The 15,767-nt window shown below is 71.1% G+C and carries 11 protein-coding genes and 1 riboswitch; of the genes, 5 read left to right on the top strand and 6 right to left on the bottom strand.

Annotated elements, in window-relative coordinates:
• Positions 1 to 250: 250 nt before the first annotated feature.
• From ABZT14_RS06840 to ABZT14_RS06830, 3 genes are all read right to left on the bottom strand, one after another.
• Positions 251 to 1,750, bottom strand: a complete 1,500-nt coding sequence (locus ABZT14_RS06840; protein ID WP_356298013.1) for a histidine kinase N-terminal domain-containing protein — start codon at positions 1,748 to 1,750, stop codon at positions 251 to 253.
• Positions 1,751 to 2,086: 336 nt separating this feature from the next.
• On the bottom strand, positions 2,087 to 3,148 hold the full coding sequence (locus ABZT14_RS06835) for an SIS domain-containing protein (RefSeq protein ID WP_356298012.1): 1,062 nt from the start codon (positions 3,146 to 3,148) through the stop codon (positions 2,087 to 2,089).
• Between the two features lie 40 nt (positions 3,149 to 3,188).
• Complete coding sequence (locus tag ABZT14_RS06830; protein ID WP_356298010.1) at positions 3,189 to 4,763, bottom strand: glycoside hydrolase family 3 N-terminal domain-containing protein; 1,575 nt, start codon at positions 4,761 to 4,763, stop codon at positions 3,189 to 3,191.
• A 322-nt stretch (positions 4,764 to 5,085) separates the two neighbouring features.
• Between ABZT14_RS06830 and ABZT14_RS06825 the strand changes: the two genes are divergently transcribed.
• The 5 genes from ABZT14_RS06825 to ABZT14_RS06805 all read left to right on the top strand — a co-directional run bounded on the left by ABZT14_RS06825 (position 5,086) and on the right by ABZT14_RS06805 (position 13,364).
• Entirely contained in the window at positions 5,086 to 5,880 is a 795-nt protein-coding gene (locus ABZT14_RS06825) for a GntR family transcriptional regulator (RefSeq protein WP_356298008.1), read from the top strand.
• Between the two features lie 576 nt (positions 5,881 to 6,456).
• Positions 6,457 to 8,682, top strand: a complete 2,226-nt coding sequence (locus tag ABZT14_RS06820) for a carbon starvation CstA family protein (RefSeq protein ID WP_356298006.1) — start codon at positions 6,457 to 6,459, stop codon at positions 8,680 to 8,682.
• A gap of 32 nt (positions 8,683 to 8,714) precedes the next feature.
• Positions 8,715 to 8,915, top strand: a complete 201-nt coding sequence (locus tag ABZT14_RS06815; RefSeq protein ID WP_356298004.1) for a YbdD/YjiX family protein — start codon at positions 8,715 to 8,717, stop codon at positions 8,913 to 8,915.
• A gap of 676 nt (positions 8,916 to 9,591) precedes the next feature.
• Positions 9,592 to 9,666, top strand: a riboswitch (cobalamin riboswitch).
• 135 nt (positions 9,667 to 9,801) lie between these two features.
• Complete coding sequence (locus ABZT14_RS06810) at positions 9,802 to 12,297, top strand: ribonucleoside-diphosphate reductase subunit alpha (protein WP_356298002.1); 2,496 nt, start codon at positions 9,802 to 9,804, stop codon at positions 12,295 to 12,297.
• On the top strand, positions 12,297 to 13,364 hold the full coding sequence (locus ABZT14_RS06805; protein WP_356298000.1) for a ribonucleotide-diphosphate reductase subunit beta: 1,068 nt from the start codon (positions 12,297 to 12,299) through the stop codon (positions 13,362 to 13,364). Before ABZT14_RS06810 ends, ABZT14_RS06805 begins: the two co-directional genes overlap by 1 nt.
• Before the next feature lie 136 nt (positions 13,365 to 13,500).
• Here the strand turns inward: ABZT14_RS06805 and ABZT14_RS06800 are convergent, their stop codons facing one another.
• The 3 genes from ABZT14_RS06800 to def form a co-directional block, all read right to left on the bottom strand.
• Positions 13,501 to 14,052 carry a hypothetical protein gene (locus ABZT14_RS06800; RefSeq protein WP_356297998.1) on the bottom strand — a complete coding sequence of 184 codons (552 nt, stop codon included), beginning with the start codon at positions 14,050 to 14,052 and terminating at the stop codon, positions 13,501 to 13,503.
• Between the two features lie 86 nt (positions 14,053 to 14,138).
• Complete coding sequence (locus ABZT14_RS06795) at positions 14,139 to 14,843, bottom strand: D-Ala-D-Ala carboxypeptidase family metallohydrolase (RefSeq protein WP_356298554.1); 705 nt, start codon at positions 14,841 to 14,843, stop codon at positions 14,139 to 14,141.
• Between the two features lie 227 nt (positions 14,844 to 15,070).
• Entirely contained in the window at positions 15,071 to 15,700 is a 630-nt protein-coding gene (gene def, locus ABZT14_RS06790) for a peptide deformylase (RefSeq protein ID WP_356297996.1), read from the bottom strand.
• Positions 15,701 to 15,767: the final 67 nt, after the last annotated feature.

The raw sequence follows: 15,767 nt of genomic DNA, 5'->3' as shown, positions 1-15,767 counted from the left end.
ACGCCCCACCACCGAACCCCGCCGCCGGCGCCGGCCCCAAGCGCCGTGGCGTTGTGCGGAGTTGGTGCCGATGGCGTGGAGGGGGCACGTGCACGCCGGGCGAATTCCCCCGCGTACGCCCGAGTGAAGGAATCCCCGGGGGGCGCTCAACTCTCTTTGCACGCCTGGGTGTTACTCCCCCACACCCCTTGGGGGAATCCTCAACAAGGGCTCAGAAAGGTCACATCGGGGAACTCCGGCGAAGGGATCGTCACCGTTTCTCCGCCGCCACCGGAATGTCCAGTACCACCCGGGTGCCCCCACCGTCGGCCGGCCGCATGGTGAACTCGCCCCCCAACTCCCCCTCCACCAGGGTGCGGACGATCTGGAGGCCCAGGTTGCCCGCGCTGTGCGGGTCGAAGCCCTCGGGCAACCCCCGACCGTCGTCCACCACCGTCACCCTCAACCGGCCCTGGCGCCGGGGCTCCTGACCGTTCGAGGACCGGGCCGGCAGGTTGGTGCGGGTGGCCGCGACCGTCACGGTGCCCTGCTCCCCCGGCCCGAACCCGTGCTCCAGGGCGTTCTGGAGGATCTCGGTGAGCACCATGGACAGCGGGGTGGCCACGTCCGCCTCCAGGATGCCGAAGCGCCCGGTACGCCGGCCGGTGACCTTTCCGGGGGCGATCTCGGCGACCATGGACAGCACCCGGTCGGCGATGGCGTCGAACTCCACCCTCTCGTCGAGGTTCTGCGACAGGGTCTCGTGCACGATGGCGATGGAACCGACCCTGCGCACCGCCTCGTTGAGCGCCCCGCGCCCCTGCTCGGAGTCCATCCGCCGGGCCTGTAGGCGCAGCAGGGCGGCGACCGTCTGGAGGTTGTTCTTCACCCGGTGGTGGATCTCCCGGATGGTGGCGTCCTTGGTGAGCAACTCCCGCTCCCGGCGCCGTAGTTCGGTCACGTCCCGCAGCAGCACCAGGGAACCGATCCGGGTGCCCTTGGGCTTGAGGGGGATGGCCCGCAGCTGGACCACGCAGTCGTTGGCCTCCACCTCCGCGCCCCGGGGGGCCCAGCCACTGGCCAGCTTGACCAGGGCCTCGTCCACCGGCCCCTGGGCCGGGGCCAGTTCGCTGGTGGCCTCGCCCAGGTGCAGGCCCACCAGGTCGGCGCTGAGGCCCAACCGGTGGTAGGCGGACAGCGCGTTGGGGCTGGCGTACTGGACCAGGCCGCCGGCGTCCAGCCGGATCAGTCCGTCACCGACCCGGGGGGAGGTCTCCACGTCGGACTGCTGGCCGGGGAACGGGAAGGAGCCGGCGGCGATCATCTGGGCCAGGTCGGAGGCGCTCTGGAGGTAGGTCAGCTCCAGCCGGCTGGGGGTGCGTACGGTCAGCAGGTTGGTGTTGCGGGCGATGACGCCGAGTACCCGTCCGTCCTTGCGTACCGGGATGGACTCCACCCGTACCGGGACCTCCTCGCGCCACTCGGGGTCGCCCTCGCGCACGATGCGGCCCTCGTCCAGGGCGGCGTCCAGCAGGGGCCGGCGTCCCCGGGGGACCAGGTGGCCGACCATGTCGTTCTGGTGGGAGGTGGGCCCGGTGTTGGGGCGCATCTGGGCGATGGAGACGTAGCGCGAGCCGTCCTTGGTCGGCACCCACAGCACCAGGTCCGCGAAGGACAGGTCGGAGAGCAGCTGCCATTCGGAGACCAGCAGGTGCAGCCAGTCCAGCTCGGGTGCGCCGAGGTCGGTGTGCTGGTGTACGAGGTCGTTCATGGAGGGCACCCGGCGAGCGTACCGGTGGGGGCCTTCGGCAGAGCCTGGGCTCCTGTTGTGCTCAGGGCATGGACAGCGGGAATGGTCTAGTCCACAATGGGCGGTCCGGGTTGTTCGCCGGCCCGGTCCGGCGGACCGCCGGGACAACCGCACACAGGACTTCCGCCCTCCCCGCACAGGAGGGCGGGACGGGGCCCGAGGGCGTGTTCTGCCCTGACCGCGCCGGGGCCCCAGTCGCTCCGGGCTGCGGTGCCGTACGGGTTGAGGGTCCCGAAGCGGCGCCGCGGCCCGAAGTGCGTCCGGGGGCGCGGCGGTCGGCCGGCCCCCGGTGGCACGTCAGCGGGTCTCGGTCACCTTGGCCAGCGCCCGGGGGGCGTCCGGGTCCTGTCCACGGGCCATGGTCACCTCGTAGGCCAGCATCTGGAGCGGCATGATCTCCAGGATCGGCTGGAGCTCCTCCGGCACCCCCTCGGTCGGCAGCGCGAACCCGGCCGAGGCCCGGTCCACCTCGGCCTGCGGGCCCACCACCACCAAGTCGGCGCCCCGGTCGCGCAGCCGGTCCAGTACGGGCTGGAGCGCCTCACCACCCCGGCCGTCGGGGACCACGGCGATCACCGGGGAGACGTTGTCCACCATGGCCAGGGGGCCGTGCAGCAGGTCGGCGCCGGAGTAGGACAGGGCGGGGATGTAGCTGGTCTCCATCAGCTTGAGCGCGGCCTCCTTGGCGGTGGGGTAGCCGAAGCCCCGGGAGGTGAGCACCATCCGTTCGGCGAAGCGGTACCGGGCGGCCAGCGCGCGGACCTCCTCCTGCCGGGCCAGCACCTGTTCGGCCAGCTTGGGCAGCACCTCGGCCGCCTCCGTACCGCCGCCGCCCCGCAGTCCGTCCACCAGGAGGTAGAGGGCGAGCAGTTCGGCGGTGTACGTCTTGGTCGCCGGCAGCGCCTTCTCCGGGCCGGCCAGTACGTCGACGTGGAACTCGCTGACCCGGGCCAGCGGCGAGTCGGGGTTGTTGGTCACCGCGAGGGTGATCGCCCCGGCCTCGGCGGCGGCCTGGGTGGAGGCGACCAGGTCCGGGGAACCGCCGGACTGGCTCACCGTGATCACCAGGCAGTCGCGGAGGTCGAAGTCGGCCTGGTAGGCGGTGGTGGTCGACATGGAGGTCAGCCCACAGGGCTTGCCCAGCAGCACCTCCAGCAGGTACTTGGCGTACAGCGCGGCGTTGTCCGAGGTGCCCCGCGCGGTGAGCAGGACGAAGCGGGGCCCCCGTTCGGCGATCCGCTCGGCGGTGCGGCGGATGTCCGCCGCACCCTCGTCCAGCAGTCGGCGGAGCACGGCCGGCTGCTCGGCCAGTTCACCGGCCATGAGGTGGCCGGGTACGGGGGGCTGCGGGGTGGCCATGCTGGGGTCCCTCCAGGTGCTGGGTGGTGGTTCGGTCCGGTCAGGTCTCGGTGCCCGAGGGCTCGGGGGTGGACGCGCGGGCCCCGACGATGCGTTCGGCGGCGGCCTGTCCGCAGACCCGGGCGGCACCGTGGGTGGCGATGTGCAGGGCGCCCACCGGGGCGGACTGCGGTACCCCCATCTCCACCACCACGGTGTCCGGCCGGCTGGCCACCAGGGCGTCCAGGGTGCCGGCCATCCAGGGGTGCCGGTGGGCGTCGCGTACCACGGCCACGATTCTGCGGTCACCGGCGGCGGCCAGCATCCTCGGCAGGGGCTCGCCCTCGTCGTCGGGGGCGCCGTAGCTGTCGGTGGCGGTGCCCGGCAGGAGCCGGCTCAGTTCGGGGCCCACCCCCCAGGGGGTCTGGTCGCCCACGGCGATGTTGGCCCTCGGGGTGAGCGAGGCGACGTACAACGGCTCGCGGGCCGGCCGGTGTTCGGTGGCGGTGGTGACCCGAAGGGCGCGGCGGGCGGCGTGCAGGCCCAGTTCGCCGGGGGCGTCGGGGCGTGCGGGAGGTTCGGCGAGCCCCTGCCGGGCATCACGCGCCCACTGGGCGAGGACGCGCACCCGACGGGCGGCGTCGGCCAGCCGCTGTTCGGGCAACCGGCCCTCGCGGACCGCCTCCAGCAGCGCGTCCCTCAGCCGTAGGACGGTCTCCTCGTCGGCCAGTCCCCCGCCGACGCACAGGGCGTCCGCCCCGGCCGCGAGGGCGCGGACGCTGCCCTCCTCCAGGCCCCAGCGGGCGGTGATGGCCCGCATCTCCATGCCGTCGGTGACGATCAACCCCTGGTACCCCAGGCCCCCCTGGGACTCCGGGGCCCGCAGCAGGTCGCCCAGCACGGCCGGGCTGAGGGTGCCGGGCCGGTCGGGGTCCAGCGCCGGCACCAGGATGTGGGCGCTCATCACGGCCTGGGCCCCGGCGGCCACCGCGGCCCGGAAGGGGATCAGCTCGCGGGCCTGGAGGGTGTCGGCGTCGACCTCGATCAGGGGCAGGTCGTGGTGGGAGTCGAGGGCGGTGTCGCCGTGACCGGGGAAGTGCTTGGCGCAGGCCGCCACTCCGGCCGCCTGGAGCCCCTCCACGTAGGCGGCGGTGTGCCGGGCGACGTGGTCGGGGGTGGCGCCGAAGGAGCGGACGCCGATGACGGGGTTGTCGGGGTTGGAGTTGACGTCGGCGGAGGGGGCCCAGTTGAGGTTGACCCCGCAGTGGGCGAGGCGGGTGCCGAGTTCGTGGGCGACGGCGCGGGTGAGGTCGGGGTCGTCGACGGTGCCCAGGGCGAGGTTGCCGGGGTACGAGGAGCCGGTGCGGGCTTCGAGTCGGGTGACGTCGCCGCCCTCCTCGTCCATGGCGACGACCACTTCCGGGCGTTCCTTGCGCAGCTGTTCGGTGAGTCGCGCCAGTTGCTCGGGGTGGGCGATGTTGCGGGCGAACAGGCCGACGCAGGTGAGCCCTTCGGCGAGGCGCCTCAGCAACCAGTCGGGGGCGGTGGTGCCGGTGAACCCGGGTTGCAGCACGGTCAACGCGTCGTGCGCCAGGGGGTCGCCGTGGTGCGGGTCGTGGGGTACGAGGCTGGTCATGGACGGATTCCCTTCGCCGGGTCTGGCTCGCCTGGTCCTCGCCGGATCGCGGTCAATCTTCTCCCTGGGGGGTGCGCTTCCTCGTACATCACGGCACCCTAGTGGTGTAGACCACTAGCCCGCACTTTGGCCTGGACCTATCCCGCTGTCAACGGGGCGCCGGGCCGAGCCTGGGTTCCGTTATGGGAACGACATCCCTACCGGCCAGCCCAGGCGAGTGGCGCTCATGCCACGATGAGCCGCGAAGCTCCCAGCGCCACGGGGGCAGACGTACGGAGGAAAGCCGGTGACGGCAGCAGGACACGAAGGCGGAGGGCGTGCCATGGAGACCAACGAGGGCGCGACCACGGCACCCACGCCGCAGGGGGCGGGAGCACCCGGGGGCAACGGTAGCGTCACCCGGACCGCCCGGGTGCCCAAGTACTACCGCCTGAAGCGGCATCTGCTGGAGATGACCGAGACCCTGCCCCCCGGCACCCCGGTACCTCCCGAACGCACCCTGGCCACCGAGTTCGACACCTCCCGCACCACGGTCCGTCAGGCGCTCCAGGAACTGGTGGTCGAGGGCCGGTTGGAGCGCATCCAGGGCAAGGGCACCTTCGTGGCCAAGCCCAAGGTGTCCCAGGCCCTCCAACTCACCTCCTACACCGAGGACATGAGGGCCCAGGGCCTGGAGCCCACCTCCCAGCTGCTGGACATCGGATACGTCACCGCCGACGACCAGCTGGCCGCCCTGCTGGACATCACCGCCGGGGACCGGGTGCTGCGCATCGAACGGCTGAGGCTGGCCAGCAACGAGCCGATGGCCATAGAGACCACCCACCTGTCCCAGAAGCGGTTCCCCGCCCTGCGGCGCAGCCTGGTCAAGTACAGCTCCCTGTACACCGCCCTGGCCGAGGTCTACGACGTCCACCTGGCGCGGGCCGAGGAGACCATCGAGACCTCGCTCGCCACCCCCCGCGAGGCCGGGTTGCTGGGCACCGACGTGGGGCTGCCGATGCTGATGCTCTCCCGGCACTCCCTGGACAGCGAGGGCGAGCCGGTCGAGTGGGTGCGCTCGGTCTACCGGGGCGACCGCTACAAGTTCGTCGCCCGCCTGGAGCGCCCCCGCGACTAGGTGCGCGCCGTTCGGCCCCGGGGAGGCAAGCGTGCCCTGGCGCCGCACCTCGCCACCTCGCCGCTGTGACGGTCGGGGGCGCGGTCGTCGGCACCGGGCTCCTCCCCCGCCCTGGCGATCCGCACCACCGGAACGCGCTCACTGACCCGGGGTCCGAACGCCCCCCGGGCGCGTCGCCAGGACCACGGAGAGGCGCCGTACGCCATCCCACGCCGCCGCGCCGTGACGAGCCCTCCCCACGCTTCCCGCCGTCACGGTCGGCACGGACGCCCGGGCATCGCGTTCCTCCGCCATGGCCCGCTCCCCCGCGCACGGCACCGGAACGCGCCCACCCCACTCCCGGGAACCCCACGCCACGCCCCGGGGACCACCCCGGCTCCGCCCTCGGACCGGGCACCGCGCCCCGCTTCCCCGACCCGTCGGACCCCGGACACGAGCCGCCCCGGCGACGGCGGCAGCCCGATCCCGGACCGATCCCGGCAGACCGCGCGAACAAGCCCGGAACAAGGGGATGACGTGGGGGAATCGCTGTTCTAGTGTCCCCATGCCCCACCCCGCTCATCTGGAGGACGCCGGATGGCCAGACCCAACCCCAAGACAGTCGTAGTGTGGACCGCGGTGTCGCTGGTCGGCGCCGTGTCCTGGGCGGTGCTCGCCCTCGCCAGAGGCGAGGAGATCTCCGCCGCGTGGATGGTGGCCGCCGCTCTCGGCTCGTACGCCATCGGCTACCGCTTCTACTCCCGCTTCATCGCCCACCGGGTGCTCCAGGTCGACAAGACCCGAGCCACTCCCGCCGAACGGCTCGACAACGGTGTCGACTACCACCCCACCGACCGCAGGGTGCTGTTCGGGCACCACTTCGCCGCGGTGGCCGGAGCCGGACCGCTGGTCGGTCCGGTACTGGCGGCCCAGATGGGGTACCTGCCGGGCACCATCTGGATCGTGGCCGGGGTGATCTTCGCCGGCGCGGTGCAGGACATGGTGACGCTGTTCTTCTCCATGCGCCGCAACGGCCGTTCGCTGGGGCAGATGGCCCGCGACGAGATCGGCCCGATCGGTGGCGCGGCGGCCATGATCGCGGTGTTCGCCATCATGATCATTCTGCTGGCGGTGCTGGCACTGGTCGTGGTCAACGCCCTGGCCGAGTCGCCCTGGGGCACTTTCTCCATCGCGATGACCATCCCCATCGCCCTGTTCATGGGCGTGTACCTGCGGGTGTGGCGACCCGGCCGGGTCTCCGAGGTGTCCTTCCTCGGGGTGGCGCTGCTGCTGCTCGCCATCATCGGCGGCAGCTGGATCGCCGAGTCCTCCCTCGCCGACACCTTCACCCTCAGCAAGGGCACCCTGGTCGTCTGGATGGTGATCTACGGGTTCCTCGCCGCCGTACTGCCGGTGTGGATGCTGCTGGCCCCACGGGACTACCTGTCCACCTTCATGAAGATCGGCACCATCGTGCTGATGGGCCTGGGCGTGCTGCTGGCACTGCCCAGCCTGAAGATGGACGCGGTCACCGACTTCGCCAGCAACAGCGACGGCCCCGCGTTCGCCGGGTCGCTGTTCCCGTTCGTGTTCATCACCATCGCCTGCGGCGCCCTGTCCGGTTTCCACTCCCTGATCGCCTCGGGCACCACGCCCAAGATGATCCAGAAGGAGACCCAGGTACGGGTCATCGGTTACGGGGCCATGCTGGTGGAGTCCTTCGTCGCCGTGATGGCGATGATCGCCGCCTGTGTCATCGAGCCCGGACTGTTCTTCGCCGTCAACTCACCCGCCGGGGTGATCGGTGACAGTGTGCAGTCGGCCTCGGAGGCGGTGACCAGCCTCGGGTTCAGCATCTCCCCCGACCAGTTGGCGGAGGCCGCCAAGGCCGTCGAGGAGGAGAGCCTGCTGTCCCGTACGGGTGGCGCCCCGACCTTCGCCCTGGGAATGTCGGAGATCTTCTCCTCGGTGATCGGTGGGGCCAGCCTCAAGGCGTTCTGGTACCACTTCGCGATCATGTTCGAGGCGCTGTTCATCCTCACCACCCTGGACGCCGGCACCCGGGTCGGGCGCTTCATGCTCCAGGACACCCTGGGCAACCTCTACAAGCCCTTCCGGGACGTGAGTTGGAAGCCCGGCGCCTGGATCTCCACCGCGCTGGTGGTCGGCGCCTGGGGCTACTTCCTGTGGGTGGGCGTCCACGATCCGCTGGGTGGCATCAACCAGCTGTTCCCGCTGTTCGGCATCGCCAACCAGTTGCTGGCGGCGGTGGCCCTGGCGGTGTGCACCACCCTGCTGGTCAAGTCCGGCCGGCTGAAATGGGCCTGGGTGACCGCCGTACCGCTGGCCTGGGACGTGGCCGTGACCCTGACGGCCTCCTGGCAGAAGGTGTTCTCCGAGGACCCCAAGATCGGCTTCTTCAAGCAGCGCGAGGTCTACCAGGACGCCCTGGACCAGAACAAGGTCCTGCCCCCGGCCAAGAACCTGGACGAGATGCAGACCGTGGTCACCAACTCCACGGTGGACGGCGTCCTTTCGGCACTGTTCGCGGTGCTGATCCTGGTGGTCCTCGCGGACGCGGCCCGCACCTGCTACAAGGCCGTCAGCCGCCCGCAGGACGTACGGCTCAAGGAGGTGCCCTACCAGGAGTCGCGGTTCCTGGCACCGGCCGGCCTGGTCGCCACCCGGGAGGAGAAGGCCGAGTTGGAGGCGGCCGGCCTGACCACCGAGGGCGGTCTGGTGGGCGCCGGAACCGCCTCGGCCGGTGAGGGCGGGTCCAGCGGATCCAGCGGATCCGCCGACGGCAGCGGAGCCGGGACGTGACCGGCCGACCCGCCACGGCCCCGAGAGGCTCCGTGAGCGGGGCGCTGCGGCACTGGGCGACCCGGGTGCGGTGGTTCTGGCGCGAGGCGTCCGGGGAGGCGGCGTACGAACGGTACGTGGCCCACACCCGGACGCGTCGACCCGGCGAAGCCGTGCTCAGCCGACGGGAGTTCGAGCGCCGACGGGTGGACGAGCGGGAGGTCGACCCGAGGAAGGGGTTCCACTGCTGCTGACCCGGTGAACAGCCGCCCGGTGGCCCCGGGGCGCCCCGAGGGGTGCCCCGGGGCCACCGCGTGCTCGGGGTCGGGAGCGGCTGCCGGCAACCCCGCCCGGGGCCGGCGCCCCACGAAAGGGTGGCCGGCTTCACCCACAACGGGGGCCGGGGGAATGTGAGTTGGGCGACATTCCCGGTGCCCGGGCCACCGGGGAAACCCCGCCCGGCCCCGTCAGAGCGGGCCACGTACCGGGTGGCGCCGGGAAGGCGGCCGGCATGGCCCCGGGTGCGGCGGCCGGCGGGGAAGGCGTACGGTGCGGTCGGCTGGGAGTCGGACGCGCGGTCTCCCGTACGGTCCACTCCGGTCCGAGAGGCGCCCCAAGTCCCGTGCGGGGGCCTGGAGTCGGCTTTCCGTGAGGGTTCGCCGGGCCTCGAATCCCCCGCGCGGGACCGGCTTTTCGGGCGCGTCCTCGACCGGTCGGGGACGGTGTTCGGGGAGACTCCGCAGGGGTCGGGAACAACCGTTTCGGCACCTCGCCGCGCCCTCTCCTCGCGGTGTTCCAGGCCGTGTTCGGGGGCTTCAGCAGCGAGAACACGGGCCTGTCGGGCCTCCGAGCCAACCCCACGAGGCCACAACATCTGGGGGTGCTTTGCTTGGGCGCCACTAGATGTATGCTCGACCTCGCGGCACTCAGGGGAATCTGGTGCGAATCCAGAACTGTCCCGCAACGGTGTGCGATGGGCTGTTACGCCCCGCGAGTCCGAGCACCTGAGCCGCGTCAACTGACGTCCGGGCCTCGTGGGTTGGGCTGTTGGACGCCGCGCGACCGCCCTGCCTCGGCACGGACCCGGTCGGCGTGCGCTCCCCCACCCATCGGGCCGCCAGCCTAGGAGGAGAGCAGCGCGTGACCACCGCCCCACCGGAGCCCGTCTCAGTCGCCGTCCCCGAGGACGACCAGCCCGGCACCGCCCTGCTGCGCATCCTGACCCGCCTCAGCTCCGACCTGCCGTACACCGAGCCCGGTCGGGTGGCCGCCGCCGTACTGCGGGGCCGTCAACCCGGCGCCGGGGAGCGGGAGTTGCGGGACCTGGCCGTGGACGCCGCGGCCGGCCTGATCGGCGAGGAGCCCCAGTACTCCCGGTTGGCCGCCCGGCTGTTGACGATGGCCGTCCGGGAAGAGGCGGCCGGCGAGGGCGCGGTGTCCTTCTCCACCTCGGTCGCCCTGGGCCACCGTGAGGGGTTGATCGCCGACGCCACGGCCGCGTTCGTCACCCGGTACGCCGACCGGCTGGACGCGCTGGTGGACGAGGTCCAGGGGCAGTCCGACCCGGTCGGGCGCGAGCGGTTGATCGGGGTGGCCGACGACCGGTTCGAGTTCTTCGGTCTGCGTACGGTCCACACCCGGTACCTGCTGCGGCACCCGATCACCCGTCAGGTGATCGAGACGCCCCAGCACTTCCTGTTGCGGGTGGCCTGCGGGCTGGCGGAGGACGAGAGCGAGCGCGCCCTGGCGGCGGTCACCGAGCTGTACCGGCTGACCAGTTCGCTGGCGTACCTGCCCTCCTCCCCCACCCTGTTCAACTCCGGCACCCGGCACCCGCAGATGTCCTCCTGCTACCTGCTGGACTCCCCGATGGACGAGCTGGACTCCATCTACGGGCGGTACCACCAGGTGGCGCGGCTGTCCAAGCACTCCGGCGGCATCGGGCTGTCCTACACCCGCGTACGGTCCCGGGGTTCGCTGATCCGGGGCACCAACGGACACTCCAACGGCATCGTCCCGTTCCTGCGCACCCTGGACGCCTCGGTGGCGGCCGTGAACCAGGGCGGACGCCGCAAGGGGGCGGCCTGCGTCTACCTGGAGCCCTGGCACGCGGACGTCGAGGAGTTCCTGGAGCTGCGGGACAACACCGGCGAGGACGCCCGCCGCACGCACAACCTCAACATCGCCAACTGGATCCCCGACGAGTTCATGCGCCGGGTGGAGGCCGACCAGGAGTGGTCGCTGTTCTCCCCGGTGGACGTGCCCGAACTGGTCGACCTGTGGGGCGAGGAGTTCGAGGCCGCGTACCGCAAGGCCGAGGCCGAGGGGCGGGCCACCAAGTCGGTGCCGGCCCGTCAGCTCTACGCCCGGATGATGCGCACCCTGGCCCAGACCGGCAACGGCTGGATGACCTTCAAGGACACCAGCAACCGCACCGCCAACCAGACCGCCAGGCCGGGACGGGTGGTGCACTCCTCCAACCTGTGCACCGAGATCCTGGAGGTCACCGACGACGGCGAGACGGCCGTGTGCAACCTGGGCTCGGTCAACCTGGCCGCCCACCTGGGCACCGACGCCGAGGGCCGGCCGGCGATGGACTGGGAGGGGCTGGACCGTACGGTCGGCACCGCCGTGGCGTTCCTGGACCGGGTGGTGGACATCAACTTCTACCCCACCGACGAGGCGGAGCACTCCAACTCCCGCTGGCGGCCGGTGGGTCTGGGAGTGATGGGCCTCCAGGACGTGTTCTTCCGGCTGGGGCTGCCCTTCGACTCCCCCGAGGCCCGCGAGCTGTCCACCCGTATCGCCGAGCGCATCATGCTGGCCGCCTACGAGTCCTCGGCCGACCTGGCGGAACGCCACGGGCCGCACCCCAACTGGGAGTCGACCCGCACCGCCCAGGGCGTGTTGCACCCCGACCACTACGAGGGCGTGCGGCACACCTGGCCGGAGCGCTGGGAGGCGCTGCGCCAGCGGATCGCCCGTACCGGGATGCGCAACGCGCTGCTGCTGGCCATCGCCCCGACGGCCACCATCGCCTCCATCGCCGGGGTGTACGAGTGCATCGAGCCGCAGGTGTCCAACCTGTTCAAGCGGGAGACCCTCAGCGGGGAGTTCCTCCAGGTGAACGCCTACCTGGTGACCGAACTCAAGCGGCAGGGCTTGTGGAACGACGACACCCGCGAGTTCCTGCGCGAGGCCAACGGCTCGGTGGCCGAACTGCCGGGCCTGCCCGAGGAGTCGCGCCGGCTGTACCGCACCGCCTGGGAGCTTCCCCAGCGGGCGCTGATCGACATGGCGGCGGCCCGTACCCCGTACCTGGACCAGAGCCAGTCGCTCAACCTGTTCATGGCGGCGCCGACCATCGGCAAGCTCAGCTCGATGTACGCCTACGCCTGGAAGCAGGGCATCAAGACCACCTACTACCTGCGCTCCCGCCCCGCCACCCGGATCGCCCGGGCCGCCAGCACCTCCGTCAAGAGCCAGGTGCCGGTGCCCCGTGCCGACCGTGCGGTGACCGTCGCGGGCGGCGCGAGCGCCCCGGCCGGTGAAACCGCCGAGATCGCCGACATCGCCGTCGACGAGGCGATCGCCTGCTCCCTGGAGAACCCCGAGTCCTGCGAGGCCTGCCAGTAATGACCACCGTGAACGAACACAGCGTCGCCGCCGCCGACCCCGAGGCGCGCCAGAAGAACCTGCTGGACCCCGGCTTCGAGCTGACGCTCCGTCCGATGCGCTACCCGGACTTCTACGAGCGCTACCGGGACGCGATCAAGAACACCTGGACCGTGGAGGAGGTGGACCTCCACTCCGACGTGGCCGACCTGGCCAAGCTCAGCCCCGAGGAACAGCACATGATCGGCCGGCTGGTGGCCTTCTTCGCCACCGGTGACTCCATCGTGGCCAACAACGTGGTGCTGTCGCTCTACAAGCACATCAACTCGCCCGAGGCGCGGCTGTACCTGTCCCGGCAGCTGTTCGAGGAAGCCGTACACGTCCAGTTCTACCTGACCCTGCTGGACACCTACCTCCCCGACCACGACGAGCGGGTGGCCGCCTTCGCGGCCGTGGAGAACATCCCCTCCATCCGGCAGAAGGCCGAGTTCTGCTTCCAGTGGATGGCCGCGCTGGAGGGCGAGGACGGCCAGCGGATCGAGCAGTTGCGCACCCGGGCGGACCGGCGGCACTTCCTGCTCAACCTGATCTGCTTCGCCGCCTGCATCGAGGGCCTGTTCTTCTACGGCGCCTTCGCCTACGTCTACTGGTTCCGCTCCCGTGGCCTGCTGCACGGGCTGGCCACCGGCACCAACTGGGTGTTCCGGGACGAGTCCATGCACATGTCCTTCGCCTTCGAGGTGGTGGACACCGTGCGGCAGGAGGAGCCGGAGCTGTTCGACGACGACCTGGAGCGCGAGGTCACCTCGATGCTGGAGGACGCGGTCGAGGCCGAGTTGCAGTTCGCCCGGGACCTGTGCGGCGAGGGCCTGCCGGGGATGAACACCGAGTCGATGCGGGAGTACCTCCAGGCCGTCGCCGACCAGCGGCTGGCCCGGCTGGGCTTCCCCATCCGCTACGGGTCCACCAACCCCTTCTCCTTCATGGAGTTGCAGAACGTCCAGGAGCTGACCAACTTCTTCGAGCGCCGCGCCTCGGCCTACCAGGTCGCGGTGGAGGGCTCGGTCTCCTTCGACGACGAGTTCTGACCGGCGGGTTCCGACCGCCCGGGCCCCGGCCCGGCACGCGACGGCCGCCGTACCCCCTCGTCAGGCGGGGGTACGGCGGCCGTTGCCGCGAGAGGAGAACGCGGAGGTCAGCCGGCGGCTGACCGGACTGGCACTGTCAGCCGGTCGCCTTCTGGCCGGCCACGCACCCACCACAGTTGTGGTAGGTCACGTCCCAGTGGTTGCCCTCCTTGTAGTACACGTTGCCGCTGCCGGACTGCCACTTCGAGCCGCCGATGGAGGTGAACGTGCCCTGGATGTAGTTGTTCAGGCAGTCCGAGAGCCCGAAGTCCACCTTGTAGCCGTTCCAGTGGCTGTAGGTGCCGTCCGCGTGACCGGTCTCGGTGCCACCGGTGAGGCGGATGCCGCAGCCGCTGGCCGACTTGAGGGTGATCACCCCGTCCACGGTCTCGGAGTTGATCTGGTCGAACGAGGTGCAGTTGGGCTTGTTGCGGTCCGAACAGCCACCGCTGGAGGACCAGGTGATGCCCGCCGCCTCGAACTTGCTGGTGGCCTGCGAGTGGGACAGCTTGGCCTTCGCGCCGACGTCACCGGCGTCGCTCTGGGTGGCGTAGCCGACTGCCGGCACCGCGAGGGCCAAGGCCGCACCGGCGGTGGCGGCCACCACCGCACGACGACGGCCGGACCAGGATCTACGGGTGGTGGTCATGGTCAACCCTTTCTGGGGTGGGGGGACTGACCGGGGCGACGGCCGCCCCGGTCAACCGGTGACCACGCGGTCACCGAGGTGGTACCTCAGATGCCGCAGGTGGGCGCGGACCAGAACTTGTCGGACCGGTGCGCGACGTGCGTGTGGTCGTCGTGACCCGGGTAGCCGGGGCCGAGGATCTCGTTGAATCCGTGGTTCCGGGCCTGGAGGGCCAGGTCACAGAAGGTGCTGGAGCCGGCGCCCAGGTCAACTCCGTCGCCGTAGAGGTGACGGCTGGCCGGAGCACCGCCGACCGCGTCGTTGCAGGCCTTGGAGCGGAAGGCACCGTTGACCTGGATGGGGTTGTCGCCCATCGCGTGACGCATCGCCTGGAGCTTCCACATACTGCGCAGCGCGTTGGCCTTGGCCTCGTCGGCGCTGACGGCGCCGCCGCTCCAGTCGCTGTTGCAGTTGTTGAACTCGTCGTAGGTGAAGTTGGCCGGAGTGCAGTCGTCGTCCTGCAGCTCGTAGATCTTGTCGAAGGTCGCCTGGTCGGCCTTGCCGGACTCGGACAGTCCGTAGGCCGCCTGGAAGCGCTTCACGGCCGCCTCGGTGGCCGGGCCGAACTCGCCGTCCACGGCGAGCACTTCACCGGAGGCGGGGTAACCGCCGAGCCGGATCTGCAGTTGCTTGACGTCCTCACCGGAGGAGCCGTTGCCCAGCTCCGAGTTCCAGGTGTAGCAACCGTCGGCGAGCTTGGTGCTCACCGGCTTGAGGTTGGCGGCGGTCTCACCGGTACTCGCCTGAGCCATGGCGGTTCCGGCGATGACGGTCGCGGCTGCCGCCGCGAGTCCGACGCTGACCTTGATCGAGCGTCTGAGCATGGGGGGTCCCTCCCAGGTATCGGAAGCGAACCCGAGAGTGCCGGCCAGGCAGGTGCACGTCAACCGTCTGTCAGAGATGCCAAAGGGCGGGCCGGTGAAAGCCCGCCCTTCGCCCCGCGTGGGCGAAACCGCCGCCCACCGCGGGGATTGAAGCCTCAGTCGTTGGGCACGGTCTCGTAGCGAGGTGTGCCCTCGGCCATCTGCCGCAGGGCGTCCTTGCGGTCCCGCTTGGAGAGGCGGTCGATGTAGAGGTAGCCGTACAGGTGGTCGGTCTCGTGCTGGAGGCAGCGGGCGAAGTAGCCGGTGCCGCGCACCGCGATCGGGTTGCCCTGGGCGTCCTGCCCGCGCACCACCGCGTAGTCCGGGCGGGGCAGTTCGGCGTAGGCGGTGGGCACCGACAGGCAGCCCTCGTTGGAGTCGTCCAACACCCGGCTGGCGGCCGGAAGTTCGTCCAGCACCGGGTTGCAGACCACACCGACGTGGCGTACTCCGTCGTCGTCCGGGCAGTCGTAGACGAACACCTTCAGGTCCACGCCGATCTGGTTGGCGGCCAGGCCCACGCCCTGGGCGGCGCGCTGTGAGGCGAACATGTCGTCGACCAGCCGGGCCAGGTCGTCGTCGAACTCGGTGACGTCCTTGCACTCGCGGTGCAGGACCGGGTTGCCGACCACGGTGATCGGCCGGACGGTGCCCCGCTCGCGGTAGGCCGTCTCACGCGCCTCGCAGTCCTCGGTGTCGACGACGAACTCGTCGCCCTCTCGCTGGTCCGTCCCCTGCTGCGTCATGGTCCGCGCTACGCCTTCCTCGGTGCTCCATCCCGTGCTCGTACAGGGTACGGCGCCGAACGAACTC

It is taken from the genome of Streptomyces sp. NPDC005438 (assembly GCF_040606315.1).
Lineage (GTDB): Bacteria > Actinomycetota > Actinomycetes > Streptomycetales > Streptomycetaceae > Streptomyces.
The sequence above is the reverse complement of the archived record's forward strand: the minus strand, read 5'-3'. Positions and strand labels throughout refer to the sequence as shown.

Excerpts from the sequence above, each read along its gene's own strand:
- ABZT14_RS06840 (WP_356298013.1), bottom strand. The coding sequence starts at position 1,750 with ATGAACGACCTCGTACACCAGCACACCGACCTCGGCGCACCCGAGCTG.
- ABZT14_RS06835 (WP_356298012.1), bottom strand. The coding sequence starts at position 3,148 with ATGGCCACCCCGCAGCCCCCCGTACCCGGCCACCTCATGGCCGGTGAA.
- ABZT14_RS06830 (WP_356298010.1), bottom strand. The coding sequence starts at position 4,763 with ATGACCAGCCTCGTACCCCACGACCCGCACCACGGCGACCCCCTGGCG.
- ABZT14_RS06825 (WP_356298008.1), top strand. The coding sequence starts at position 5,086 with ATGGAGACCAACGAGGGCGCGACCACGGCACCCACGCCGCAGGGGGCG.
- ABZT14_RS06820 (WP_356298006.1), top strand. The coding sequence starts at position 6,457 with ATGGCCAGACCCAACCCCAAGACAGTCGTAGTGTGGACCGCGGTGTCG.
- ABZT14_RS06805 (WP_356298000.1), top strand. The coding sequence starts at position 12,297 with ATGACCACCGTGAACGAACACAGCGTCGCCGCCGCCGACCCCGAGGCG.
- ABZT14_RS06800 (WP_356297998.1), bottom strand. The coding sequence starts at position 14,052 with ATGACCACCACCCGTAGATCCTGGTCCGGCCGTCGTCGTGCGGTGGTG.
- ABZT14_RS06795 (WP_356298554.1), bottom strand. The coding sequence starts at position 14,843 with ATGGCTCAGGCGAGTACCGGTGAGACCGCCGCCAACCTCAAGCCGGTG.
- def (WP_356297996.1), bottom strand. The coding sequence starts at position 15,700 with ATGACGCAGCAGGGGACGGACCAGCGAGAGGGCGACGAGTTCGTCGTC.